General features: G+C 72.3%; 20 protein-coding genes. 10 read left to right on the top strand and 10 right to left on the bottom strand.

Features of this window, described 5'->3' with window-relative positions:
* Nucleotides 1–2 precede the first annotated feature (2 nt).
* The 3 genes from AB0I60_RS02125 to AB0I60_RS02115 form a co-directional block, all read right to left on the bottom strand.
* A complete protein-coding gene (locus AB0I60_RS02125) occupies nt 3–197 on the bottom strand; it encodes a ferredoxin (RefSeq protein ID WP_360725226.1) in 195 nt (64 codons plus the stop codon).
* A 67-nt stretch (nt 198–264) separates the two neighbouring features.
* Nucleotides 265–1,443 carry a cytochrome P450 gene (locus AB0I60_RS02120; protein WP_360725224.1) on the bottom strand — a complete coding sequence of 393 codons (1,179 nt, stop codon included), beginning with the start codon at nt 1,441–1,443 and terminating at the stop codon, nt 265–267.
* A gap of 200 nt (nt 1,444–1,643) precedes the next feature.
* Nucleotides 1,644–2,669, bottom strand: a complete 1,026-nt coding sequence (locus AB0I60_RS02115) for a serine hydrolase domain-containing protein (protein ID WP_360725744.1) — start codon at nt 2,667–2,669, stop codon at nt 1,644–1,646.
* A gap of 615 nt (nt 2,670–3,284) precedes the next feature.
* On the opposite strand from AB0I60_RS02115, the gene AB0I60_RS02110 reads away from it, so the two are divergent.
* Nucleotides 3,285–4,439 (top strand): glutamate--cysteine ligase, encoded by a 1,155-nt coding sequence (locus tag AB0I60_RS02110; RefSeq protein WP_360725222.1) that lies wholly within the window; start codon nt 3,285–3,287, stop codon nt 4,437–4,439.
* Between the two features lie 90 nt (nt 4,440–4,529).
* On the opposite strand, the gene AB0I60_RS02105 is transcribed toward AB0I60_RS02110, so the two are convergent.
* Entirely contained in the window at nt 4,530–5,075 is a 546-nt protein-coding gene (locus AB0I60_RS02105) for a hypothetical protein (RefSeq protein ID WP_360725220.1), read from the bottom strand.
* Nucleotides 5,076–5,268: 193 nt separating this feature from the next.
* Here AB0I60_RS02105 and AB0I60_RS02100 point away from each other — a divergent pair, with 193 nt between their 5' ends.
* Nucleotides 5,269–6,474 carry a GAF domain-containing SpoIIE family protein phosphatase gene (locus tag AB0I60_RS02100; RefSeq protein WP_360725218.1) on the top strand — a complete coding sequence of 402 codons (1,206 nt, stop codon included), beginning with the start codon at nt 5,269–5,271 and terminating at the stop codon, nt 6,472–6,474.
* Here AB0I60_RS02100 and AB0I60_RS02095 read toward each other — a convergent pair.
* Nucleotides 6,471–7,382, bottom strand: a complete 912-nt coding sequence (locus AB0I60_RS02095; protein WP_360725216.1) for an NBR1-Ig-like domain-containing protein — start codon at nt 7,380–7,382, stop codon at nt 6,471–6,473. The two genes, AB0I60_RS02100 and AB0I60_RS02095, sit on opposite strands and share 4 nt — an antisense overlap.
* Before the next feature lie 172 nt (nt 7,383–7,554).
* Between AB0I60_RS02095 and AB0I60_RS02090 the strand changes: the two genes are divergently transcribed.
* From AB0I60_RS02090 to AB0I60_RS02080, 3 genes are all read left to right on the top strand, one after another.
* Nucleotides 7,555–7,959 carry a spore-associated protein A gene (locus tag AB0I60_RS02090; protein WP_360725214.1) on the top strand — a complete coding sequence of 135 codons (405 nt, stop codon included), beginning with the start codon at nt 7,555–7,557 and terminating at the stop codon, nt 7,957–7,959.
* Nucleotides 7,960–8,859: 900 nt separating this feature from the next.
* On the top strand, nt 8,860–9,582 hold the full coding sequence (locus AB0I60_RS02085) for a barstar family protein (RefSeq protein ID WP_360725212.1): 723 nt from the start codon (nt 8,860–8,862) through the stop codon (nt 9,580–9,582).
* 117 nt (nt 9,583–9,699) lie between these two features.
* On the top strand, nt 9,700–10,167 hold the full coding sequence (locus AB0I60_RS02080) for a GNAT family N-acetyltransferase (RefSeq protein WP_360725210.1): 468 nt from the start codon (nt 9,700–9,702) through the stop codon (nt 10,165–10,167).
* 57 nt (nt 10,168–10,224) lie between these two features.
* Here AB0I60_RS02080 and AB0I60_RS02075 read toward each other — a convergent pair whose 3' ends face one another.
* Both AB0I60_RS02075 and AB0I60_RS02070 read right to left on the bottom strand, forming a co-directional pair.
* Nucleotides 10,225–10,734, bottom strand: a complete 510-nt coding sequence (locus AB0I60_RS02075; protein ID WP_360725208.1) for an HAD domain-containing protein — start codon at nt 10,732–10,734, stop codon at nt 10,225–10,227.
* Between the two features lie 22 nt (nt 10,735–10,756).
* Complete coding sequence (locus tag AB0I60_RS02070; protein ID WP_360725743.1) at nt 10,757–11,845, bottom strand: BMP family ABC transporter substrate-binding protein; 1,089 nt, start codon at nt 11,843–11,845, stop codon at nt 10,757–10,759.
* 561 nt (nt 11,846–12,406) lie between these two features.
* Here AB0I60_RS02070 and AB0I60_RS02065 point away from each other — a divergent pair.
* On the top strand, nt 12,407–14,863 hold the full coding sequence (locus AB0I60_RS02065; protein ID WP_360725206.1) for a hypothetical protein: 2,457 nt from the start codon (nt 12,407–12,409) through the stop codon (nt 14,861–14,863).
* A 257-nt stretch (nt 14,864–15,120) separates the two neighbouring features.
* Complete coding sequence (locus AB0I60_RS02060) at nt 15,121–15,828, top strand: hypothetical protein (RefSeq protein ID WP_360725204.1); 708 nt, start codon at nt 15,121–15,123, stop codon at nt 15,826–15,828.
* Between the two features lie 52 nt (nt 15,829–15,880).
* Here AB0I60_RS02060 and AB0I60_RS02055 read toward each other — a convergent pair whose 3' ends face one another.
* Both AB0I60_RS02055 and mtnA read right to left on the bottom strand, forming a co-directional pair.
* Nucleotides 15,881–17,803: a bifunctional aldolase/short-chain dehydrogenase gene (locus AB0I60_RS02055; RefSeq protein ID WP_360725202.1), complete on the bottom strand. Its 1,923-nt coding sequence runs from the start codon at nt 17,801–17,803 to the stop codon at nt 15,881–15,883.
* On the bottom strand, nt 17,784–18,737 hold the full coding sequence (mtnA, locus tag AB0I60_RS02050; protein WP_360725200.1) for an S-methyl-5-thioribose-1-phosphate isomerase: 954 nt from the start codon (nt 18,735–18,737) through the stop codon (nt 17,784–17,786). The genes AB0I60_RS02055 and mtnA overlap by 20 nt, the downstream gene beginning before the upstream one ends.
* Before the next feature lie 339 nt (nt 18,738–19,076).
* Between mtnA and AB0I60_RS02045 the strand changes: the two genes are divergently transcribed.
* Nucleotides 19,077–20,183 carry a serine hydrolase domain-containing protein gene (locus AB0I60_RS02045; protein ID WP_360725198.1) on the top strand — a complete coding sequence of 369 codons (1,107 nt, stop codon included), beginning with the start codon at nt 19,077–19,079 and terminating at the stop codon, nt 20,181–20,183.
* 42 nt (nt 20,184–20,225) lie between these two features.
* Complete coding sequence (locus tag AB0I60_RS02040) at nt 20,226–21,731, top strand: alpha/beta hydrolase (protein ID WP_360725196.1); 1,506 nt, start codon at nt 20,226–20,228, stop codon at nt 21,729–21,731.
* A gap of 325 nt (nt 21,732–22,056) precedes the next feature.
* Here the strand turns inward: AB0I60_RS02040 and AB0I60_RS02035 are convergent, their stop codons facing one another.
* A complete protein-coding gene (locus tag AB0I60_RS02035) occupies nt 22,057–23,799 on the bottom strand; it encodes a helix-turn-helix transcriptional regulator (protein ID WP_360725194.1) in 1,743 nt (580 codons plus the stop codon).
* A 290-nt stretch (nt 23,800–24,089) separates the two neighbouring features.
* On the opposite strand from AB0I60_RS02035, the gene AB0I60_RS02030 reads away from it, so the two are divergent.
* Nucleotides 24,090–24,662, top strand: a complete 573-nt coding sequence (locus AB0I60_RS02030) for a sigma-70 family RNA polymerase sigma factor (RefSeq protein ID WP_360725192.1) — start codon at nt 24,090–24,092, stop codon at nt 24,660–24,662.
* Nucleotides 24,663–24,670 lie beyond the last annotated feature (8 nt).

Genomic DNA, 24,670 nt, shown 5'->3' with positions numbered 1-24,670 from the left:
CGTCAGCCTTCCAGCTTCAGGGCGGCGACCGGGCAGATGACCACCGAGTCGGCCGCCTGCTGCCGGTGCTCCGGCGCCAGCTCGCCCTCGGCCAGCAGGACCAGGTCGCCGTGCTCGTCGAGCTCCAGCAGGTCGGGCGCGGCGCTCTCGCACACGCCGTGCCCCTCGCAGCGGTCGCGGTCGACGATCAGCCTCATCGTGGCCATCCCCCTCGGGTGTCGGTCGGCTGCACCGGGTCGGCGGTGCGGGGTCCGGAGTGCCGGGTCAGGTGTGCAGGGTGGTCGGCAGGGCGGCGATGCCCCGGATGGTGTTGTGCCTGCGCCAGGTCGGCTCGGCCACCTCGATCCGGCGCACCTTCGCGGCCAGCTCCGCGAGCAGCGCGTGCGCCTCCAGCCGGGCCAGGCCCTGGCCGACGCAGCCGTGCACGCCGTGGCCGAAGGCGAGGTGGGCCGCCGCGTCGCGCCGGCCGACGTCGAAGGTGTCCGGGTCCTCCCAGCGCAGCTCGTCGCGGTTGGCCGAGGCGTAGAGCAGGAACACCCGGGAGCCGGCGGGCAGGGTGACCCCGCCCAGGTCGTGGTCGGCGGTCACCAGCCGGCAGAAGCCGCGCGCGGGCGTCTCCAGGCGGACGACCTCGTTGAAGGCGTTGGGGATCAGCGACGGGTCGGCGCGGACCCGGTTCCACTGGTCGGGGTGCGTGCCGAACAGCCACAGCGTGCTGGCCAGGGCGCTGACCGTGGTGTCCAGCGACGGCACCAGGAAGTCGCCGAGCAGGGTGGGCAGCCGCTCGGCCGGGATCTCCCCGGCGTCCACGGCGGCGGCCAGGTTCGCGCCCCAGCTCCCCTCGCGCAGGTCGCGCTCGGTGGCGATCCGGTCCAGGTACCCCCACAGCGAGCGGAGCACAGGCATCCCGGCGAGGGTGCGGTCGTTCATCGGGCCGAGCGCGTTGAACCCGGCCGACGCCCAGTCGAGCAGCTTCGCGTGGTCGCTCTCCGCCCACCCCAGCAGATCGGGCACCAGGGAAACCGGGAACCACTGCGCGAAATGGGGAACGGCGTCGAAGGTGCCGCGCCCGATCAGCTCGTCCACCAGTTTCGCCGCTTTCACCCGGATGAATTCCTGGTGCTGCCGCAGCGCTTTCGGGGTCAATTGCCGGCCGAGCACCCGGCGCAGGTCGTCGTGCACCGGCGGGTCGCTGCCGATGGTGCCGCCGGCCATCACCCGGTTCAGCTCGTCGCTCAGGCCGACGCCGGACGCGGAGGAGAACGCCTGGTGGTCGTGCAGCGCGTCGTAGACCTCGCGGAAGCGCGGGACGGCCCACACGCCGTACTGCTCCAACCACACGGCGGGGCCGAGTTCGCGGAGCAGCCGGTAGTTCTCGTACGGCTCCAGCACCGATTCGTCGGAATAGAGGTCGATCGCGGACGCGGGGCTTGTCGTGGTCACTGTCGACTGCCTTCCCGGGCTGCGGGCGGAGATTTTGCGGTCTGCGCCGGTCGGGAACCGCGGTCGAGTGCCGCGGATATCTTCACCCGGTCAATGGTCGAGTACCGCGCCGAGCAGCGTCAAGGCCGCCAACTTCAGGTCTTCGCAAACTTTCGCCGGTCCGCTGTCAATTCGGCGTCGCAGGCCGGCCGGCGCGGTCGTCACGGGCAGAACACGGTGCTGAACAACGTGATCAGCGACTCGCCGGGCACGCCGCCCGGGAGCGGGTTGTAGGACAGCACCGCGCTCTTGCCCTCGTCGTCGCGCAACGCGTAGGTGAGGTAGCCGATCAGTTCGCCGCCGTGGCCCCACACCGACCGCCCGCACGGCAGGTCGAAGCGTTGCAGGCCCAGGCCGTAGCCGAAGATCGAGCCGGTCTCCCGGGTGGTGCGCATGGCCGCCAGGGACGCCGGTTCGAGCAGTCGGCCGCCGAGCAGCGCGTCCAGGAAGCGGTCCAGGTCGGCGGTCGTGGAGATCATCTCGCCGGCGGCCCAGTCCAGCGAGGGGTTCATCAGCGTGGCGTCGACCAGGCGGCCGGCCACCTCGGCGTAGCCGCGCGCGTGGGGCCGGGGCAGCCACGGCAGGTGGCCGGGCACGCTGGTGTGCCGCAGCCCCAGCGGATCGATGATCCGGCGGGTCACCTCCGCGCCGTACGGCCGCCCGGTCACCCGCTCGACCAGCAGGCCCGCCACGACGTAGTTGGTGTTGGAGTAGCGCCACCCCGAGCCGGGCTCGAAGTTCGACGGGTGGCTGAAGGCGACGTCGAGCAGGTCTCGCGGTCGGTAGGAGCGGAACCGCGCGGCGCCGCGCCAGCGGTTGGTGGACCAGCCCTGCTCGTGGGCGTAGTCGTAGAGGCCGCTGGTGTGGTCGAGGACCTGGCGGACGGTGATCACCTCGCCCTTCGGCACACCGTGGACGTAGCGGGCGATCGGGTCGTCGAGCCCGACCCGGCCCTCGTCCACCAGTTGCAGGACGACGGTGGCGACGAAGGTCTTGGTCACGCTGCCGATGCGGAAGTGCCCGTCGACCTGTGCTTCGCCTGCCGCGTGCGAGGCGACGCCCGTGCCGTCGTCCACCCGGAGCACGGCGGCGGACGCCTGCCGGGCGGCGATCCAGGAGTCCACCTGCGCGCCGGGCACCACGGTGCCCGCTGCCAGGGACGCGGCCAGTACCAGAGTCTTGATCATCACCGGCCCGACGCTACGGACGGCGAAGACCGGGGACCATGAGGACGACCACCCACCGCACTGCGGAAATCCACACCCCCGCTGCTGGTGGGCGGAGCGATCCCGCTGTACTCGGCCCGGCTCACGCCGGACGAGACGGCCACGCTGCCGGCGAGCACGCCGGCCGCGAGGTGAAATCCTCCACCACGCACCTGGTCCCACTGGTCGGGAACCGGCGGGAGCAGGTCCGGGTGGTCGACATCCGGGCACGGGTGCTGGAGAAGTCGCCGCGCGGGCGGCACGCTCCTGGTGTACGCCGGCGAGGGTGCCAACGACGTGGAGCAGGTTGGCGTCGACCTGGACGACCCGGCCGGCTCACCGCGACCTCGGCGGACGGCGTCGCGAAGCCGTTGCCGGCGGACCGCCCTTCCGCACCACCGCGTGGAGTTCCGACGGCAGCTACGCCGGCGAGGTCTACCTGCGGGACAACGCGACTTGCGCCCTCGTCCGGCAGAAGTGAGACCCACAGCGGGTTCCCGGGCCGACGAGCCGGCCAAGAACGGGAGTCCACAATGCAGCCGGCTTGGGTTTCGCCGAACCGGGTACCCGGTGGGCCCTGTCGCCTGGAGGATCTTGATGAACGCGCACCGCGAGGTACCGACGCTCGGCGTCGAAGAGGAGTTCCTGCTCGTTGACCCGGACACCGGACGCCCCGTCGCGCGAGGTGAAGAGGTCACGCAGCACGCGAAGGACGGGTTCGGCGTCCCGCTCGACACCGAGCTGTCCGCCGCGCAGGTCGAGACGAACACCGCCGTGTGCCACGACCTGGCCGAGGTCCGCGAGCAGTTGCTGGGCCTGCGGTCGGTCGCCGCCGAGTCGGCGCGCAAGGCCGGAGCGCGGCTGCTGGCGGCCGGCGCACCGCCGCTCGGCGGCCTGGAGTCCGAGGTCAGCGACGACACCCGGTACCAGCACCTCCATGAGGAGTACCGGCTGCTGGCCGAGGAGCAGTCCATCTGCGGCTGCCACGTGCACGTCGCCGTGCCCGACCCCGAGACCGCCGTGCAGGTGGGCAACCACCTCCGGCCGTGGCTGCCCGTGCTGAGCCTGCTCACCGCCAACTCCCGGTACACGCGGGGACGTGACACCGGCTACGCGAGCTGGCGCTCGGTGGTGTGGTCGCGCTGGCCGTCCGCCGGGCCGCCGCCGTACTTCGAGTCGCTGGAGCACTACGAGAGAACCACCGCCATGCTCACCGAGTCCGGCGCGGCCCAGGACGAGCGGATGGTGTACTGGGACGTCCGGCCGTCCTCCCACCTGCCCACGGTGGAGATCCGCGTCTCCGACGTGGCCGCCACAGTGGACGAAGCCGTCCTGCTGGCCGCCCTCACCCGCGCCCTGGTCACCACCGCGCTCGCCGACCTGCACCGGGGCGTGCGCGCCGCGCAGGTCCCGTCGGAGTGGCTGCGCGCGGCGGCGTGGCGCACGGCCCGGGACGGCCTGGCCGGTCAGGCGCTCGACGTCGACTCGGGCCAACTGGTCCCCGCACGCCTCCTGGTCGCCCGGCTCTGCCACCGCGTGCACGACGCGCTCACCGCGAGCGGCGACCTGGCGCTGGTCGAGCGCCTCCTCGCGGCGGTGCACCGCGACGGCACCGGAGCCGACCGCCAGCACCGCGCGTTCCAGGACAGCGCCGACGTGGCCGGCGTGGTGCACGCCCTGACCACGCGAACCGTCGCCGGCTGCGACCGCAACGGCCCGTCCGTGCCCGCCGCGCTGCACGGGGAACGCTGACCGGAACCGTTGCCCTGCAACGGCTTGCTTGTTGATCGCCGAGGCCGCCGCGACGGACGCGCGTCGCGGCGGCCGGCCGACTGCCCGGCCCTAGCCGGGTGGTCCGAGCGTGGTCGGCCTCGGCCGTGGGGGGCGGGATTGCAAGCGCAGGGCGGCGTAGACGACCTCCGGAGGTGTCGCCGCCGTGCGCGCCGCGAGGTCCTCGAAGTAGATCCAGAAGTGCAGCCCGTGCGCGGCGCGCTCCGCGTAGACGTACGGGGCGAGCGCGTCCCAGAGCCGCATGATGTTCGTGCCGTACGCGCCGATCACCAAGTCCTGGTCCACCATCCCGTGGGCCACGAGCTTGCCCAGGTCGTCCAGGAACAGGCCGATCGTGCTGGCACGAGCGCGCGCGGGCTCCGGCAGGCCGCGGTGGCCGCCGCTCGGCTCGTGGTCCCGGGCCAACTCGGTGAGCACGTACTCCTGCGCCTCGAACCACGCCGGGGAGCGGGTCTCCCGGAAGGCGTCCAAGACCACCGGCCGGTGGTTCCCGCCACTGGTCAGGCGCAACTGCCGCACGGTCAACCGCATCGAGACCACGAGCGCGGTCAGGGAGATCGTCAGGGTGGCCAGGCTCAGCACGGTGGTCGCGTTCACCGGGGTGAAGCTAGGATCTCCGGCTTGGCACCTGCAAGGCCGCCACCCCGGTGGCGGCTACTTGCCGGGAGGGTCTCACTCGGTGCTCGTGCGGCCGTCCGGGGTAAGGTTGCGCATTCGGCACCGACGCGTACGGCACCCGTCACACGGTCGGCACTTCGCTTGGTAGGGATGTTCGGGACGGGGTTGACGGATGGGTGAGCCGCAGATGCGGTCGCGCGTGCTGGAGGCCGTGACCGACAGCGCCCTGCGGGAACTCGACCTGCACAAGCTCTTCGAGGTGCTGCTCCTCCAGGTGCGCGAGCTGTTCGTGGTCGACACCGTCACCGTCATGCTGGCCGACACCGGCGGTGAGCAGCTGGTCACCACGGCGGCGGCCGGCCTGGAGGAGGAGGTCTTCCAGGGCGTCCGGGTGCCGGTGGGCACGGGGTTCTCCGGCCAGGTCGCCCAGCGCCGCCGGCCGTTGCAGATCGACCACGTCGACGAGTCCACCGTCTCCAGCCCCCTGCTGTGGCAGCGCGGCCTGCGGGTGCTGCTGGGCGTGCCGATGGTCGCGCACGGCGAGCTGACCGGCGTGCTGCACGTCGGCCGCACCGACTACCGCCCCTTCACCGACGAGGACGTCGACCTGCTGCAACTGGTCGCCGACCGGCTCGCCACGGCCGCGCACGCGCACCGGTCGCGGTCCGCGCGGGCGGCGGCGGCGATCCTCCAGGAGAGCCTGCTGCCGAGCCGGCTGCCGACCACCGAGGGCTGGCAGATGGCCGCCCGGTACGTGCCCGGCACCGACAGCGGCGTCGGCGGCGACTGGTACGACGTGTTCCACCTGCCCGGCGGGCGGATCGGCCTGGTGATCGGCGACGTGGTCGGGAACGGGCTGGCCGCCGCGATCGTCATGGGCCGCCTGCGCAGCGCGTTGCGCGCCTACGCCCTGGAGTTCCCCGACCCGGCCGAGGTGCTCGGCAAGCTGGACCGCAAGGCCAGCCACTTCGAGCGGCACACCATGGCCACGGTCGCCTACGCGGTGATCGACCCGGCGGCGTCGCGGCTGGAGTTCGCCCTGGCCGGCCACCTGCCGCCCGTGCTGGCCGTGCCGGGGCGGCCGGCCGCGTTCGTGGACGCGCCGGTCGGCCCGCCCATCGGCTACGACCTGGCCGTCACCGGGCGCACGGGTGCCGACGTCGAGGTGCCCGAGGGGGCGCTGGTCGCGCTGTACACCGACGGGCTGGTCGAGCGGCGCGGGCAGGACCTGGACGAGCGCCTGGAGCTGCTGCGCCGGGCCGTGGCCCCGATGCCCGCCGAGGCCGCGTGCGTGCGGGTCATGGCGGAGCTGGTCGGCGACCAGGCCGCCCCCGACGACATCGCCCTGCTGACCGTCCGGCACAACCCCGCCGCCTAGGGCTGGACCCGGACCAGGAAGTAGATGGGGCGGGACGACGGGAAGAACGGTTCGCCGGCCTCGTCCACCATCTTCCACTTCACCATGCACGTGGTGGGCGTCGTCGGCGCGGTGACGGCGACGCTGATCTTGATCCGCTCGTTGGGCAGCGTGTCGCCGATCTGCACCCGGTCGGGCGTCGCGCAGGTCCCCGGTGCCGGCGGCAGGTCGGTGCGCTGGAGGTAGCGGCCACGCCAGAGCACGGTGCCCCGGTTGACGATCTCCCAGACCTTGGTGAACTGCTGCCCGGGGGCGACCACGGTGTCGTCCGGGATGGTGACGTCGCCGATGAAGCTGGTCGCGTCGCCCGGGACGCGCGGGCCGGGCGCGGCCGAGGTGGAGGCGTCCGACGACGTGCCCTGGCCCTGGTCCGGGTCGGGGAGGAAGAGCAGCACCGCTGCGCCGCCCAGCAGCAGCACTGCGCCGACGGCGGCGGCAACCCACGCCCGCCGCCGACTCGACGTGGTGACGGCGGGCTCGGCGGCCGGTTCGGCAGGCGGTTCGGCCACGGTCGCTTTGGTGGCGGGGGGTTCGGTGACGGGCGGTTCGGTCACGGACGGTGAGGCGGCGAGCGGCGGGGTGGCGGCGGGTGCTGTCGTCGCCGTTGCCGCCGTCGACCACCGCTCGCCCCAGTCGGCTTCGTCACCGCCGCAGGACCGCACGAACTCGCGGGTCGTCTCCCACGACGGCAACCGGACGCCGGAAACGCACTCGTGCAGCGTCGTGTGGGAAATGCGGCCGGACCGGCCGGCCATCGCGCGGAACGACGGGTTGCCCGCAGCGGCCCGGAGCGCGCGCAGCCGCGCGGCGAACTCCGCGATGACTTCCCGCCGCCGGCCGTCGCCACCGGGCAATTCGGTGCCGGTCACGGGTCCTCCCTGTTCGGACCTGTTGTCAGATCCCGTCAGCCCCTGTCGGACAACACCGGCAGGAGCCGAACCTGGTGTGGCGGGGCTGGTCCTGGCATCACCTGAACGCATGGACGGCCCTTTCTCGGAATCGGAAGATGAAATCGGAATACTTCAACTCGGAAGGTCAACGATGAAGACCGGCAAATTGGCGTCGGCGGGGCTCGCGGCCATCGCGCTCGCGGTCGGCGGTGCGGTGCTCGTCCCGGGCACCGCCTCGGCCGCCTCGTACAACGGCGTGTGCGGCAGCGGCTACGGCGTCGTGAACCAGCGCAACGTGTCCGGCGGCACGGTGTACCTGACCTACAGCAGCGGCACCGGCAAGAACTGCGTCGTCACGGTGCGCAACAACCCCGGCGGCAAGCTGTCGATGGGGGCGTGGCTGAAGAGGTCGAGCGACTCGTCGTGGCAGCAGGACGTCGGCAACTACGGCACGTACGCCGGTCCGGTGTACCGGGCGGCCAACGGGGAGTGTGTGGACTGGGGCGGTGGCATCAGCGGTTCCGACGTCACGGTATGGCGGACGAACTGCGGCTAGGGGGGTGAGGTGGGTGGGTCCGCGCGACGGGCCCACCCACCTCCGCGAAGACCGGACGTTCCGACGACCACGGACCGCCCCGGTGACCACGGCCGTCGTGCACGACGCCGAGGACCGACCGGCGGCAACCGGCGTGATTCCATTCCGCACGACCCATCCCCCTTTTGGCCCCGCCGTCCCAGGTATACCGGGATATTTCGGACCGCGCAGTGGGTTCCGGGCGGGCAATCCCGTGAATCGAACACTTCCTGAGAAGGTTGCTCGTTGATTCCACTTCGCGGGTCCATATCCGGCTGTGTGGAATAGCGAAAGCGCTCTTCGGGGCCCGGCGTCGACGCTCCGTGTTCGGTTCCAACGGCCTTGATGGCTTTCTGGTGAATCGATCACCCGTCGGGTTGTCGGGGATCCCGCCGCCGGCCCTGCCGGGCGCCCCGTTCTCCACCGTGGGTGGCGTGCGGGTCCCTGGTTCGTCGTCATCCGCCGCGACCTGACCGTCGCCCGCTACTGCCGGTGGGACGGCCGGACCGTGGCGGTACGAGGGCGCAGGCAAGGTGACCTCACTCGGCGGCGACCACCAAGGGCTTCGTCAGCGGCGTGACCGACCTGTCGACCGGTTCAATCCAGATTGGCACCCATCGGCAGACGGGGGCAGGACCAACTCGAAGACCGACGCGGTCCTGTGAATCTGCTGCAGAGCACACGCCGCTCGTACCGGCACGTCACCCTCACGCTCTCAGGATGCGTTCGCGGCCCTTCCCGGTCCGTTGGTGCCGTGCAGACCGTGTCGCGTGGTCCATGGCGGCGGGGTTGAGGATCTTTCCGAGGTCACCGGAACCGGGTCGCCGTACATAATGTCGGACGCGATCTCCGGGAGTATCTGTGTTGAGTGCTTCGCGGTACGTGCTGGCCGAGGAAGAGTCCGGCGAGGTGCTGGTCGCGGCGCAGGAGGTAAATGGCTTCTTCATCGACCCGGAGGCGGGGCTCCCGCAGGTGGTCTTCCACGACGTCGGCGAGGTGAACCAGAGGATCCGGAGAACTGCGGATGCCGTCCTGAAGGTGATCGGACGTGGTGGTCGGCAGATCGGGGAGTACTCCGTCGGCACGGTGGTGGTCGGAGATGTGCAGGTGGCGTCACCAGGCCGGAAGGGGGCGAGTGTCGCGTTCCGGACATTCCAAAACCGCTGCGCGTACCCGGCAGCCGCTGGAGTCTGGCGCCGTTGGACGTCTGGCGAGCCCTTGGAGCCGGGTGAGTGGTGTAGTCGACCCGTCTCGGACCTGGAAGCCTGGCTGGATGTCGTGCAGAACTCCTGGTTCGCCACCGGACGTCGGGTGGCGCGGTACGGAGTCGGGGACGTAGTCCGCCTGGACGGCTCACGCATCACCACGAAGGAAGGTTTCTACCTCACTCTGGGTGAGGCTGTTCACGGCCCCGGCGGGTACTACGGGTCGAACCTCGACGCCTTGGCGGATTTCCTGTCCTCCGAGGTTGGCGAGACGCCTCCGGTGCAGATCGTCTGGCAGGATTTCGAGGTGACCCGGAGGGCGGTCGACGAGGTTCACTTGACCGCGATCATGGAGGTTCTCCGCGAGTTCGGCGTAGTCGTCGTGACTCGACGCAACTGATCTGCGAGGTATGCGCGCCGGCCACTTCGTCCAGAACCACCACGCCGTGCGGATAGCCGCTGTCCAGGAAGGGCTCAAATGGTTCTCGTCCGTCCCTGCCGGGAACAAGACCTCGCTGTGCTGCGCGCGCACATCCCCACGCCAGGTGACCCGGACCGTCACGCCGTGCGGTTCGCGCGTCAGCAGCGCGGGCACAGCTCGTTCCTGATCGCCTGGGTGGACGACCTCCCCGTCGGGGCGGGGGAGGTCCTGTGGCGGGGTTGCGCTGCGCCCGAGATCAACGAGCACTACCCCGATTGCCCCGAACTGAACGGTCTGGACGTCTGGCCGCCTGAACTCCGTTCCCAGGGCATCGGCACGGCCCTCATCACCGCCGCCGAGGATCTCGTGCGCGAGCGTGGTTACCCCCGGATCGGGTTGGGTGTCGATGACGAGAACCCCAGGGCATCGGCTCTCTACCTCCGGCTCGGCTACCGGGAGACCGGCCGTCACTACCTCGATCGTTACCAGTACACCGACCCGGACGGAACCGTTCTCGACATCGCCGATCCTGCGCGGTTCTTGGTGAAGAGCCTTGAAACTTGAGCACCCGGTGACGCACGAAGGGGCAGAAGTGCGGCAGGGCAGCTGCTCTGCCGTGTTCTACGTGGTCAGGCGAGAAGCCCAGTGGTGGAGTGCGGCGTAGTCGGCGGATGTCAGGCCCCTGCTCGGATCGATCCGCTGGAGCAGCGCCGGGCCGGGGTGGTGTGCCAGGACCCAGGCCCGGTCGGTGTCGGTGAGCTCGTCGTCCACCCAGGCGAACGGGCGACCCGCCGCCCAGGCGACGAGCGCCCGCGTCTTCCAGTGCAACCCGGCCCGCTCGTCCTGGTCGTCGCTGTCGGAGGGGTCCGGCCACGCCACGACGGGAAGCGCGGGCAGTCCGATGATCGGCGCGATGCACTCGTTCGCGTCCTGCATCCAGGTCGTCGCCCAGACCAGCTCGCACCGCAGCGCGGCCAAGCGCAACCCGTGTGCCGGGTCGACCCTGCCCAGCAGGGGGTTCGAGTCGTCCTCACCTCGGTGGACCGGATAGCTCTCGGGCGGGAGGCCGAACGGGATGAGCGGTCCGTCGACGTCGAGGAAGAGCAGCGGACGTGGTTCGGGATCGCTCACGGCCTCAAGGTAGTTCAACGCGCTACGGCTTGTCCGCGACCTTGATCCTGCCCTCGATGATCTGGGCCTTGAAGCCTTCGAGGATGCCCTGGAGCTTCGCGTCGATCTTGCCGCCCGACGTGGCGTAGCCGACGCCGTTCACCTTCAGGTCGAAGACCTTCGGCAGGGACCCCAGGTCGTTCCTCGCGGCGGCGCTGATGAAGTCGTACACCGCCACGTCGACGCGTTTCAGGCTCGACGCCACGATGACGTCCCTGGTGTCGGCCAGTGTCGGCTGGTTGTACTGGTCGGCGTCACACCCGATCGCCAGCACACCGGCCTGCTTCACCGCCGAGAACACTCCGATGCCCGACGCGCCGGCGGCGGGGTAGAGGACGTCCGCGCCCTTGTCGATGAGGCCCTTCGCGGTCTCCAAGCCCTTGGCCGGGTCCTTGAAGCCCGAGAAGTCGGTGGCGGGCGTGATGTACTTCTTCTCGACCGCGATCTTCGGCGCGGCGGCCTTCGCGCCCTGGACGTAACCGGCCTCGAACTTCCGGATCAGGGGGATGTCGACGCCGCCGATGAAACCGACGTGGCACTTCCTGCTCTGGTACGCCGCCACGACCCCGGCCAGGAACGCGCCCTCCTGCTCGGCGAACACCAGCGGCGTCACGTTGGCCGCGCCGTCGACCGCCGAGTCCACCAGGCCGAACCGCACGTCCGGGAACTCCGGTGCGACGACCCTCAACGACTCGGTGTACGCGAACCCGACGCCGATGACCGGGTTGAAGCCCTCGCGCGCCAGCTGCCGCAGCCGGGTCTGCTTGACCGACTCGTCCTCGTTCGGCGAGGCGGACAGCTCGCGGGTGTTCTCCTTCACCACACCCAGGTCGCTGATCGCCCGGTCGAAGCCGGCGGCGGCCAGGTCGTTGAACGACGCGTCGCCGCGCCCGCCGAGGTCGTAGGCCAGCCCGATCCTCAACGCGCTCCCGTCGACCTTCACCCCGTCGGCGGCGCTGGTGCCCGAGGTGGGAGGGGAACTGGGCGGCGGCGCGAACTCGCACGCGGCACCGGCGTTGTCCGTGGACGCGGCGCTGCCACCGGAGTCCTTCGCGCAGGCGCTCACCACCATGACGATGGTCAGCGCGACAGCGGCACCAACGGTGCCGGAAGCACGACGGCGCACGGCTCGTCTCCCCCCTGCTCGTAGAGCAGACATTCCCCCCGAAGGCGCATCGGGCTTGCGCGACGGACCGTACCCTCCCACCACGATCGGCAAGGTGGGCGCTCATCCACTGGGACGGTCCCGGACTGGAGCGGCCGTGCCCAGCGGAGTGGTGCCGGAGCAGGAAAGTTTCGGTTCGTGCTCATTCGGAGGCGCCGTGCGATTGATTCCTGGTTCATGCCTGACGTAGACATCGGCAGAACCCATGACTGGATGCAATGCTTGCGCCACAGCGGAAGAAGTAGCACGGGAAATCACCGGTCACCCGCCGCGAGGTGGAGTGGAATACAGCTCTGACGTTGCTCTTCGCGGCACGTTCCGGTGCGGCGCAACGGTGTGGGCGACCAGTTCCACCGGCGACTATTCCGTGCAGTGTTGACTCTTTGCCTGCCATGCCCACTACACTCCGACGCTTCGTCATGTTCGCGGAAAAAGATCATCTCGTACATTTCACGGGGGAATGCAACGATGATGGACAACTTGCGCAACAGGAGATCCGGGGTGCGACGGGCGCTGGGGCTGGTCGCCGCGATCGCCTTGGGACTGGCCGGCACGACCGTCCCGGTGACCGCGTCCGCCGCGCCGGACCCACGAGCCGGCGTGCGGCAGCCGGGAGCGGCACCGAGGTGCAGCCTGACGCCGTCCACCGACTCGCACGGGCCCGACCAGGTGGCCAGTTGCCTCCAGGCCGGTGTCACCGTCGCCGGCGCGGTGGGAGTGGGGGAGTCGACGGACGTCTCCTTCACCGTCACGGCGCAGGGTGACCAGAAGGACGTCACCATCACCGCCGAACTGCCCGCCAACCTGGTGTGGGCGCAAGCGCCCAGCGGGTTTGCGGCCACCAGCACCGCCGACGCGGCACCGGCCAGCGGTGGCACGTGGCACCGCATCACCGCCCGGCAGGACGTCGCGGACGGTCGGACGCTGACCTACTCCGCCAGGATCACCGGGGTGCAGGCCGGTCCCGCCTCGATCAACGTGCGCGCGCACGGCGCGGAGCCGGGCGTGCCGGGCGGTGACGCCACCACGTGGTTGACGGTGGGCGGCGACGGGGTCGACGCGTCGCTCACGATCGCGGTGGCCGAGGAGTCCGGCACCACCGCGCTGCCCGCCGGTGCGACGCCCCGGCCGATGTACCCGCACCTGGAGCACCAGCCCGTCGGCACCGAGGGCCTGCGCCAACCGCACAACGACGACCCGGACCGGGCTCCCGGCGTCCAGGCCACCTCCTGCGTGCGCGGCACGTGGAACTACACGGACCGCGACGGCGTGTTCCGGCAGTCGGCCAACTTCCAGGTGCAGGTCTGGGACAGCGACCCGGTCAGCGACGACCTGTTGGGCACCGTGATGACCGGCGCGGGCGGCGACTTCACCGTCTGCTTCGAGAACGACGACGGCATCGGCGGTGGCGGCAACGACGTGTTCGTGCGGTTCGTCGCCGAGAGCCCGCTGTGGAACATCCAGCGGGGCGAGGACGACCCGTACGACTTCCGCACCGAGACCCGGGACGACGTCGCGGACGGCAGCACCACCGACTTCGGTGCGCAGCGGCCGACGGACCGGAACCTGATGCCGGTCGTCGAGCTGTACGACCAGGTGAACGCCGCCTCCAACTGGACGCCCGGCGACTGCTGGGACCGGCTGGACAGCGCGTGCCGGCGGATCCCGGTGAACTGGACGCCCACCTCGAACACCGGCAACCACTACTGCACGGAGGAGGGCGGCCCGGACTGCCCACGGGAGAACGAGGTCTACCTGCGCAGTGACGTCAACACCTCCACCACGACCACGATCCACGAGATCGGTCACGCGGTGATGGACGACGTCTACGACGACAACTACCCGGCCACCAACTGTCCCAGCCCGCACGCGGTGCAGGGGCAGTCCGAGGTGGGGTGCGCGTGGAGCGAGGGCTTCGCGGAGTGGTACCCGGCGCAGGTCACCGGCACCCCGACGTACGTGTTCCCGGGGCGCACCCCCATCGCGGACAGGACGCTCAACCTGGAGAACCCGACCTGGGGCACCCGGGGGTGGGACGACGGCGACGACACCGAGGGCCGGGTCGCGGGCGCGATGATCGACCTGGTGGACGGCGGCGCGCGCAACGAGAGGTTCTGGGACCGCTACGGCGAGCCCGCCACGAACATCTGGAACACCTTCCTCAACCACCGGTCGGCGAACTTCAAGGAGTTCTTCACGGTGCACCGGGCGGCCGACCGCCACGACGTGTCGGACGCGCGCGCCAAGGCATCGCTGTTCCAGAGCACCATCGACTTCGACTTCCGCGACCCGCTGGGCGACTACGCGGAGCTGGAGCGCCCGCAGGCCATCGTGGCGCACAACTTCAGCTTCACCACCAACGTGGCCTTCTGGCAGGTCGTGGCGGTGCGGCCGGGGCCGGGCGGTGAGCAGGACCTGGAGCTGTTCGACGACCGCAACCAGACCCGGAGCCTGGGCACCAGCACGCAGCCGGGGGCCGGCACCGAGTTCATCGCCGTCGACTCCAACCGCCGCGCGCTGGGCGACTACTACCCGCGCGTGACCCAGGCCGGCGGCACGGGCGGGTACCAGGTCGAACTGGCCCAGAGCGCGACGCAGCTGGTCAACCGCGAGACGTTCGCCATGGCGGCCGGTGACGTGGTCGTGGTCCGCGACATCCTGCTGGCGCAGGGCCGGGAGGTCACCATCGAGGTGGACCCGGCGACGGCCGGCCAGAACCCGGAGCTGTACCTGCTGGGCTCGACGGCCGGGCAACCCGACACCTACGTCCGCAGCCGGGCCCAGGCCGTGGCCCAGGCGACGGGCGGTGGTGCCGGGGACACCGAGACGATCACGTTCACCGCGCCGACCACCGGGTTCTACGGGATCGTCGTGGTCAACCGGTCCGGCGGCGGCTCCTACGAGCTGAGCCGCCAAGGCGGATGACTAGCGCCCGCTGCACATCGGCACCGCCCGTCCCGTCGCCCGCGCGGCGGGGCGGGCGGTGCCGTGCGTGCAACCACCCGGCCGCCGCGTGCCGTCTCAGCGGTATGCCGATGCGAATCCCGAGGATGATCGCCGTGCTGGTGGTGGGCGTGCTCGCCGCAGCCTGCGGACCCGGCCCGGACGGGGGTCCCGCGACCGGGGGAGCCACGGCGGAGACCGGAGCCCTGCCGACCGGCGCACGGGACCTGGTGCTGCGCATGGACTACAGCCCCGGTGTTGCGCGGGTGCCCGAGAACGCCCCGCTCCCGGCGTTCTCGCTCTACGGCGACGGCCGCATCATCACCGCCGACATCGACCCCGCCGCGCCGGCCGCGCCGGGCGGCTGGCAGCGCGCACGCGAGATGCGCACCGACGCGGCCGGGATCCAACGCCTGGTGCAGGCCGCACGCGCCGCCGGCCTCGCTGACCCGGCCGGCTCACAGCCAACGGGTACTCCGCCTGCCGATGGCAGTGCTGCGCGGTTTGTGTTGCCGGACGGGAAGAACGGCGAGCGTCACTCCGTCACGGTCAGCGTGCCCGAAGCACAGGACGGCGCACGCGGCGAACTGTTCCGGGCGTTGAGCGACCCCGTGGACTGGCTCGGCGGCACCATCCAGACGACCCCGTACCGCTCGGACGCACTTGCCGTCCTCCGGCGGGACGAACCCGTGCCGGACCCCGCTGCCCGGCGGTGGTCGGTCGGCCCGCTCGCGTTCTCCGGCTCGCCATCCGGCAGCGGACAGCGCACCATGACCTGTGCGGTGCTACGCGGCGATGCCGCCGCAACCGTCACCGCCGAGGCTGCCGACACCCCGCAGCACTCCGCGTGGACGGACGGCACGCGCACCGCGACCCTGGAACTCCGCCCACTACTCCCGGACGAGAACGACTGCCCCGACCTCACCGGCCCACTCGGCAGCCGGTGAGCACTCCGGACGTGCCATAAGTCCACATTGGACATATAGGGCTGACGAACTGTCACACCACCCGTTCGTTGCCGCCGTCGATCGGTACCTGTGCTCCGGTGGTGCAGGCGAAGGTGTCGGAGCACAGCTCCGCGACCAGCCTGCCGACCGCTGCGCTCGTCACCTCCGCGCCGAGCAGGTTCCGCCGCTTGTACGCCTCGACGCTCAGGTTGTAGTGCGCAGCGCGTTGCAGGAGGACTTCGTCGGTCCACAAGCCGGTGTCGAACACCGCGTCGGGGTGCACCGCGTTGACGCGGATGTTGTCGGAAGCCCACTCCAGCGCGGCGACCCGCACCAGTTGCGTGACTGCGGCTTTCGACGCCGAGTACGCCGCCGCGCCCGGTCCCGGCGCGGGTGCGTTCTTCGACGCCACCACGACGACGCGACCGCCGCGCGGGGCGAGCTCGAGCAGCGGGTGCGCCACGCGGAACAGCATGGCGGTGGAGTCGGCGTTGACCGCCATCGTGCGCCGCCACGACTCCGGGTCGAGGTCGGCGATCGGTGTGGTGGCCGGGAAGACCCCGGCCGACGCGACCACCACGTCCAACCCGCCGAAGCGCTCCACGCCGCGTGCGACCGCCGCCTCCACCGCAACCGTGTCGGTGACGTCGACTTGCAGGCCCAGGTAGTCCGGGCGGCTGCCGGTCGGCGTCAGGTCCAGGCCGATCACGCTCGCACCCCTGGCGCGCAACGCTTCCACGCACGCGCGGCCGATGCCGGACGCGGCCCCGGTCACCAGCGCGACCTCTCCGGTGAACTCGGCCGGTGGGCCCGCGAGCCGCAGCTTGGCCTGTTCCAGCTCCCAGTACTCCATCTCGAACAGCTCGCGCGGTGACAGCGCGCGGTACCCGCCCAGCTCCTCGGCGCGCTCGATGACGTCGATCGTGTGCGCGTAGATGTCCCGGGCGATGTCGGCGTCCCGCGCGCGCCGCCCGACCGTGAGCATCCCCCACTCGGCGTCGAGCACGACGCGCGGTGCCGGGTCGAGCATGGTCAGCCCCGGGCGGGCGTGCCGCTCGAAGTAGCGGCCGTACTCGGCCGCGTAGCCCTCGACGTCCCGGCCGACCAGCGGGACCGACTTGGTGCGGATCACGTGGTCGGGGGTCAGGGGGCCGCGACCCGCGACCTCGGCGAGGTCCGGCCGGGCCACGAACGCCGCCGTGGCGGGGTCGGTGTGCCTGCTGACGATCACCGGGTGGCCTGCGGCGTCGGCGATCCGCGCGCGCAGGGCGGCCAGCTCCCTCGGCTCGACGGGCGGCAGGGACGCGTTCGCCCGCGCGGGCCGGCGCTGAGCCAGGAACTCCTCCGCCGCGCTGACCAGCTCGATGTGCCGGGCGTACGCCTCCTCGGTGTCCGCGCCGAACGTGACCAGGCCGTGGTTGGCCAGCACCACGCCGGTGGTCCGCTCGCCGGCGTGCCGGGCGAACAGCTCCGCGCACCGACGGGCCAGGCCGAAACCGGGCATCACGTAGGGGACCACCACGACGCGGTCGCCGAAGACCTCCTCCACGAGCGGTTCGCGCAGGTTGGTCAGCGTGATCACCGCGTCGGCGTGGGTGTGCAGCACGGCGGGGTGCGGCAGCACCGCGTGCAGCAGCGTCTCCACGCTCGGGTCCGGCGCCCGCGCGTCCAGCAGGGCGCACCGCAGCTCGTTCATCATCCGGTCGTCGGGCATCTCCGGCACGGTCACCAGCTCGCGCAGGCGGTCCAGCCGCAGCGGCGCGAACCCCGCGCGCTCGATGCTCGCCAGGTCCCAGCCGCTGCCCTTGACGTGCAGCACGTCCACCGGCCGGCCGGTGAGGTCGGTGACGACCGCCTTGACCGACGTGTTGCCGCCGCCGTGCAGCACGAGGTCCGGTTCCCGGCCGAGCAGCCGGGACCCGTACACGCAGGCGTCCAGGGGGTCGGGATGCGCTTCAGCCCACAGGTTTTCCACTGATCGTCCGCTCGTCGGTGATGATGGCCGAGACCAGGTCGGCGGGGGTGACGTCGAAGGCGTAGTTCAGCGCGGCGGTCGCCCGGTCGCCGACGACCTCGGCGGGGTCGCGGACCTCGATCTCCACCCGCGCGCCGTCGGGCGTCGCCGGGTCGATGGTCGACTCGGGCGCGGCGACCACGAACGGGATGCCGGCCCGCGCGGCGGCCAGGGCCAGCGGGTAGGTGCCGATCTTGTTGACGACGTCGCCGTTGGCCGCGATCCGGTCCGCGCCGACCACGACCGCGTCGGCCAGGCCCCGGGCGATCACCGTGGGCCCGGCCGAGTCGACCACGACGGTGTGCGGGACCCCCATCCCGGCCAGCTCCCACGCGGTCAGCCGGCTGCCCTGGAGCAGTGGGCGGGTCTCGTCCACGTAGACGTGGCCGAGCGCGCCGGCGTCCCGCAGCGCCCGGACCACCCCGAGCGCGGTACCCCACTCGACGCAGGCCAGCGCGCCCGCGTTGCAGTGGGTCTGCACGTTGACCGGGGTGCGGCCGAGCCGCTCGACCAACCACCGCGCGCCGCGCAGCCCCAGCTCGCGGTTGCGGCGGACGTCGTCCTCCAGGACGTGCACGGCTTCGGCGAGCACCGCGGCCGGGCCGTGCTCCAGCCGCGCCAGCACCCGGTCCACGCCCCAGGCGAGGTTCACCGCCGTCGGCCGGGCGGCCCGCAGCCGCGCCGCCTCCGCCCGCACGTCCCCGCCGCCGCGCGCGGCCAGCGCCACGCCGAGCGCGCCGGCCACGCCGAGCGCGGGCGCACCCCGGATCGCCAGGCGCCGGATGGCGTGCACGAGCTGGTCGACGGTGTGGATGTCCAGGGTCGTCAGCGCGTCCGGCAGGAGCGTCTGATCGATGGCGATGATCCGGCCGTCCACCCAGTCGATCGTCCGCATGGCCCGAGTGTGCCGGTCGGCGCGGGGCGGGTGGAAGTACGGCACCGCACCCGCGCGGTCGGACGACCACGTGCCGGGTCGCCGGGGCAGGCAGTCGTGATCGACCGGCACGGGTCCGGGGTCGGCTGCGGACGCGTCCGGCCCACCCCGGACCGATCATTTATTCCACTGAATGATTTCAGTGTGGACTTAAATGTCGATCTTTGTCCGGTGTTCGTAGGCCGGCCGTTCCTCGCCCGATGTCGGACAACGTCACGGCGCTAGACACGGGTTGCGTCGCCGGCGGTGCGCAGGGGTGCCGTCGGCGACGCCCTGTCGAACAACTCGGAAGGAGCCGAAGTGGAACGGAAAACAGTGCGGCGGCGCGTGCTCGCCGGCGCGCTCGCGTTGGTGGTGCTGGTGGGTGCGGTGCCCGCCCACGCCGAGCCGGGTGGCCGGGTGGGTGCGGCGCTGGAGTGGCTGGTGGAGGCGAACGAGGCACCGGGCGCGCAGGCGGTGGTGACCGAGCGGGGCCGGAGCCGGGAGATCGGCCGGGGAACGGGCGACCTGCGCACCGGGAAGCCGTTCCCCCGGCACTCGCGGGTCCGCATCGGCAGCAACACCAAGAGCTTCGTGGCCACGGTGGTGCTCCAGCTGGTGGCCCAGGGGCGGGTGGGGCTGGACGCGCCGGTCGAGCGGTACCTGCCGGGCCTGGTGACCGGGAACGGCAACGACGGCACCCGGGTGACCGTGCGGCATGTGCTCCAGCACACGGGTGGCCTGCCGGAGTACCTGAGGGTGGTCGACCTCCACGAACTCCGGTGGACGCACGTCGAGCCCGTCGAGCTGGTGCGGGCGGCGATGACGCTGCCGCCCGACTTCGAGCCCGGAACGAGGTGGAGCTACTCGAACACGGGTTACGTCCTGGCCGGCCTGATCGTCGAGGCGGTCACCGGCCGGTCGATCGGCGAGGAGATCACGCGGCGGGTCCTCGTGCCGCTCGGGCTCGCCTCCACCTACTACCCGCGCCGCGACGAGACCGGTGTCCGAGGCCCGCACCCGCGTGGCTACCACCTGCAGGACGGCGGGCTGGTCGACTACACCGACCAGAACATGTCGTGGGCGGGCCCGGCCGGCGCGATGGTCGGCACGGGGGAGGACCTCAACCGCTTCTTCACCGCGCTGCTGGCCGGCCGCCTGCTGCCGCCCGCGCTGCTGGCCGAGATGAAGCGCACCGTCCCGATGGACCTCATCCCCGGTGCCCACTACGGGCTCGGCCTCGTCCGCATCCCCACGTCGTGCGGCAAGGACCTGTGGGGCCACGGCGGGGGACTGCCCGGCTTCCTCACCCGGGGCGGCGTGACGGAGGACGGGCGCGCGGTGAACGTCACCGTCAACCGGCACATCACCACCGCCGAACAGTCGTCGAACCCGTACAAGGTCGCCGAAGCCGCCGTGTGCGACTGATCCGAACGCGCCGCCGCAACCTCTACGGAACGGAGTGGAACCGTGGCAACAAAGGCATTCGCCGCGTTACTGGCCGCCGTGCTCGGGATCGGCTCGATCGCCCCGATCACGGCCGCCGCCCGAACACCGGAGGGCCAGGGGGGCCTGTCCTGGTACTACCACCAGCGCGTGACCTGGAAGTCCTGCAACCACGAGAAGCTGGACGCCGCAGGCGCCGAGTGCGCCGACATCACCGTCCCCCTGGACTACTCGGCCCCGCGCGGCCGCACCATCACCGTCGCCATCTCCCGGCTCGAGGCCACCGGGACCGACCGGCACGGCATCGTGCTCACCAACCCCGGCGGTCCCGGCGGCCCCGGCCTGGACATGCCGCTGACGATCGCGCCGTCGCTGGCGGCGGACGTGCGGGCGCGCTTCGACCTGATCGGCGTGGACCCGCGCGGCATCGGCCGGTCCAACCCCGTCGACTGCCGGTGGCCCACCGGTCCCGGCCTGTCGTCCGCCGGTCTCGACCGGGCGGACTTCGACCGGCACGTCGCAACGCAGTCCCGGCTCGCCCGGCTGTGCGCGGAGCACGCCGGCGACTTGCTCCCGCACATCTCGACCCGCAACACCGCGCGGGACCTGGACGTCGTCCGAGGTGCGCTGGGCGAGGAGCGGACCAGCTACTTCGGCTGGTCCTACGGCACCTACCTGGGCGCGGTCTACGCCCAGATGTTCCCGCGCCGCGTCGACCGCCTGGTCCTGGACAGCGCCATCGACCCGGCGGAGTACCCGCTGCGCATGTTCCAGGGCATGGCACGACCCAACGAGGAGGCGTTGGACGACTGGGCCGACTGGGCTGCCGCCCGGGACGCCGAACTCCACTTCGGCACCACCCGGGCGCAGGTGCGCGCGCTGGTGGAGGGCCTGGTGCGGCAAGCCTCCCGGGAGCCGTTCCGGCTGGGCCGCTACCGCGTCGACCACCTCCTGTTGCAGGTGCTCTACTTCACCCCGTTGATGGACAGCCGGCTGGATGCCGACTTCGCCTCGTGGGTGCGGGCGTTCCAGGACGCGGCCGAAGGGCGGGCGACGCCGGTCCCCGCGTCCCTGGAAGAGATCCTGGCCGTGGTGTTCCCGCAGCGACCGACCCCGGGCGACGCCGGCCAGCTGGCGGTCATCTGCGGTGACGGGGCCTTCCCCCGCGACCCGGAGTGGTATTGGGAGCAGCTCCAGCGCCACCGGGCGGTCGCCCCGGTGGCGGGCCCGGTCGCCTACGCCCCGCCCGCGTGCATGTCCTGGCCCACGCGTCCGGGCGAGCCGCCGACGCGCGTGCGCAACAACGTGCCGACGCTGATCATCCAGGCCACCGGCGACACGCGCACCCCCTACGAATCCGGTGTCGCGCTGCACCGGAGGCTGCCGAAGTCCCGCCTGGTCACGTTGGCGGACGTGCGCATCCACGCCGTTTTCGGCCGGCTGCCCAACCGCTGCGTGGACGACATCGTCAACAGCTACTTCCGCGCCGGCGCGCTCCCGGCGGCCGATCGGACCTGTCGATCGGACTGACCCCGTCGCGCTGCGGCCCGGATCCCGCGCCCACGGGATGCCGTCGGCGGACTGATCACCGCGACGCCCTCGACATGACCACCCGGTCGTGACGGGGGCGTTGTCGTGGGGAGGTTGCCGGTGCCCTCGCGGTCGGCTGGACCGGGTCAGGTACCACCTCACCGCGATCGCGGCGACCGGGACCTGCACGCCTCGACCCGCAGCCCGCTTCGCAGCACGCGCCCCACCGGCCGGAGCTGACCGGGCGCAGTCGCCGACGGAATCCCGCGTTCACGGGGTCCGGGCCGTGTCCCGCACGCCGGCCCGGCGGCATCGCGGCCCTGGATCACGGCAGGACGCCGCCGCCGCAGCCCGGAACGCACACGACCCCGGGCAGCGAGCGGGCCTGGTCGTGCTCCAAGTCCTGCTGCACGACCCGCGCTGCCACCAGCACCACCACCAGCAGCAGCGCCGCGACGGCCGCGGCCAGCACCTGTCGGTACCGCCGGTTCCGGGCGGCGGCTCGCCGCGCCGCGGCCTCGGCGGTGGTGCTCTGCCTGAGGAATTCGCGTTCGACGGCGGTGAGCACGGGGTCGGCGCGAGCCACCCACGCCACCGCAGTCGCCAGGCGGGAGGTGCGGTAGAGCGCGCCCGGGTCGCGGTCCAAGCTCCTCCAGAGCTGCGCCGCGTCCGTCAACTGCCGTTGGGTGCGCACGCCCGCGCCGTCCTGGTCCAGCCACTCGCGCAACCGGGGCCAGGCGCGCAGCAGCCCCTCGTGCGCGAGTGCGGTGCCGTTCTCGGTCGCGGTCAGCACGCGGGCCCCGATCAGCGCGGCCACGACCTCGTTCAGCGGGCCCGGCCTCGTCGGGTGGCCGATGTCCTCGGTCATCCCACCGGAGGACGCCAGCCGCAGCAGCACCTGCCGGGCCAGTTCACGGCGCTGCCCGCTCATCTCGCGGTAGACCGCCTCGGCCCGCTGCGCGAGCACGCCGCAGATGCCGCCCGCCGCCTGGTAGCCGGCGAGGGTCAGGGCGTTGCCGCGGCGACGCCGCCACGTCTCCAGCAGGGCGTGCGACACCAGCGGCAGGACGCCGGGCCGGCCCGCCGCGTCGACGGCCAGCCGGACCAGCAGATCAGCCTCCACCGCGCACCCGGCGGACTGGGCCGGCCGGGTGACCGCGCGCCGGAACTCCTCCGGCGCCATCGCGCCGAGCGGCACCCGGCCGGCGTCCACCGCCTCGACCAGCCCGGGGAAGCGCGCGCAGTGGGCGTGGAAGTCCGCGCGCACCCCCAGCACCACGCGGACCCGGCTGCCCGTCGCGGTGGCCGCGACCAGCAGCAGGTCCACGAACGCGGCGGCCCGGCCCCCGTCGCGGCACAGCGTGAAGAGGTCCTCGAACTGGTCGACCACCAGCAGGAGGTCCACGTCGTCGGGCTCGTCGGCCAGCGCCGCGCGGGCGATCCGGTGCAGGGCGCGCCGGTCGGCCACCAGTCGGGCGGCCAGCTCGTCCGGTCCCCGACCGGTCACCTCCGCCAGCCGGGCCGCCAGCCGACCGACGGGATCGGTGCCCGGCGTGAGCACCGAGCACCACCGGCCGTGCTTCGACGCGGGCACCAGGCCCGCGCACAGCACCGACGTCTTGCCCTCCCCGGATGCGCCGAGCAGGGCGACGACCCGCCGCAGCGCCAGCCTGGACAGCAACCGCTGCACCACGGCCTCCCGACCGGAGAACCGCTCGGCGTCCTGCGCCCGGTACGCCGCCGGGCCGGGGTACGCCGCGCCGGTGCCGTCCTGCGGCTCGTCCGGCCCGACCCGCGCCTCCGCGAGGTCGACCGACAGCCCCTCCCAGCGCAGCCGCCACTCGGGCTCGTCGCCGCCGCACGCCCGCACGTAGGCCAGCGTGACGTCCAGGCCGGGCAGCCGCCGCCCGCCGGCCGCGTCCGACAGCGTGGACGACGAGTAGTGCGCCCGGCCGGCCATCGCCCGGTAGCTCGGTCCGCCGGCCGCCGCGCGCAACCGGCGCAGGTCCGCCGCGAACCGCAGCAGCGGGCCGTCCCCCGGGTCGAGCGGTCGCTCACCTCTGGGCATCCGAGCCACCTCCCCTGTGCAGCCTCGCCCACCACACGCCCCCGGAGCGTCGCTCGTGGGCACCCGGGCCAACGAGGGACGGTTCACGGAGGGTTCAGCCCGGTGCCGGTCGCAGGCCCTCCTCCCGTGGCTCAGGCGGCCCGGTGGGGAGTCCCTTGGCGCTGCCCTGGACCGCACCGGCAGAAACCCGGCGGTTCTGCTCTTCTGCCGGTGGTTCCACGTGGTCGGACCGGTGTCCGGCCCGCTGGACTTGAGCCACCTCCCGCCGCTACGACTATGAGAGGTCGCCCGTGGTCTCCCAGAGCGAGTACGACGCAGCCGTCGTCGACCAGTCCTCCCGGCGCGGTCCGCGCCCGGCGGATTTCGTCACCGCCCTGTACGCCGAACACCACGCCGTGCTGCTCCGGTTCGTCCGCCGGTTGTTGCCCCGTGACCCGCACCGCGCCGAGGACGTCGTCCAGGAGTGCTTCCTGCGAGCGTGGCGGCACGAGCACGTCCTCCGCCGGACGCGGGGCACGGTGCGGTCCTGGTTGTTCACCGTGGCGCGCAACGTCGTCATCGACTGGGCCCGGCGCGACAACGCCAGACCGGTCGAGTTCGGTGACGAGGACTTCGACCGGCTGCCCGGTGCGGTCGACCCCGCCGACGAGGTCCTGCGGCGGCGCGTGGTGGAGCAGGGACTCGCCCGGCTCACCCCGGCGCAGCGCCAGGTGCTCCGGCAGGTCTACCACCTGGACCGGACGCGGCGGCGCGCGGCGGTCGCGCTCGGCGTGCCGGTGGGCACCGTCAAGTCCCGCCTGCACCACGCCGTCATCGCGTTCACCGAGGCGCTGGCGGGCTGCGGGGTGACTGCGGGCGGCTGATGGCACCC

The sequence above is a fragment of the Actinosynnema sp. NPDC050436 genome (assembly GCF_040655415.1).
In the GTDB taxonomy this organism is placed as follows: domain Bacteria; phylum Actinomycetota; class Actinomycetes; order Mycobacteriales; family Pseudonocardiaceae; genus Actinosynnema.
This window is presented reverse-complemented; position numbering and strand designations above follow the sequence as displayed.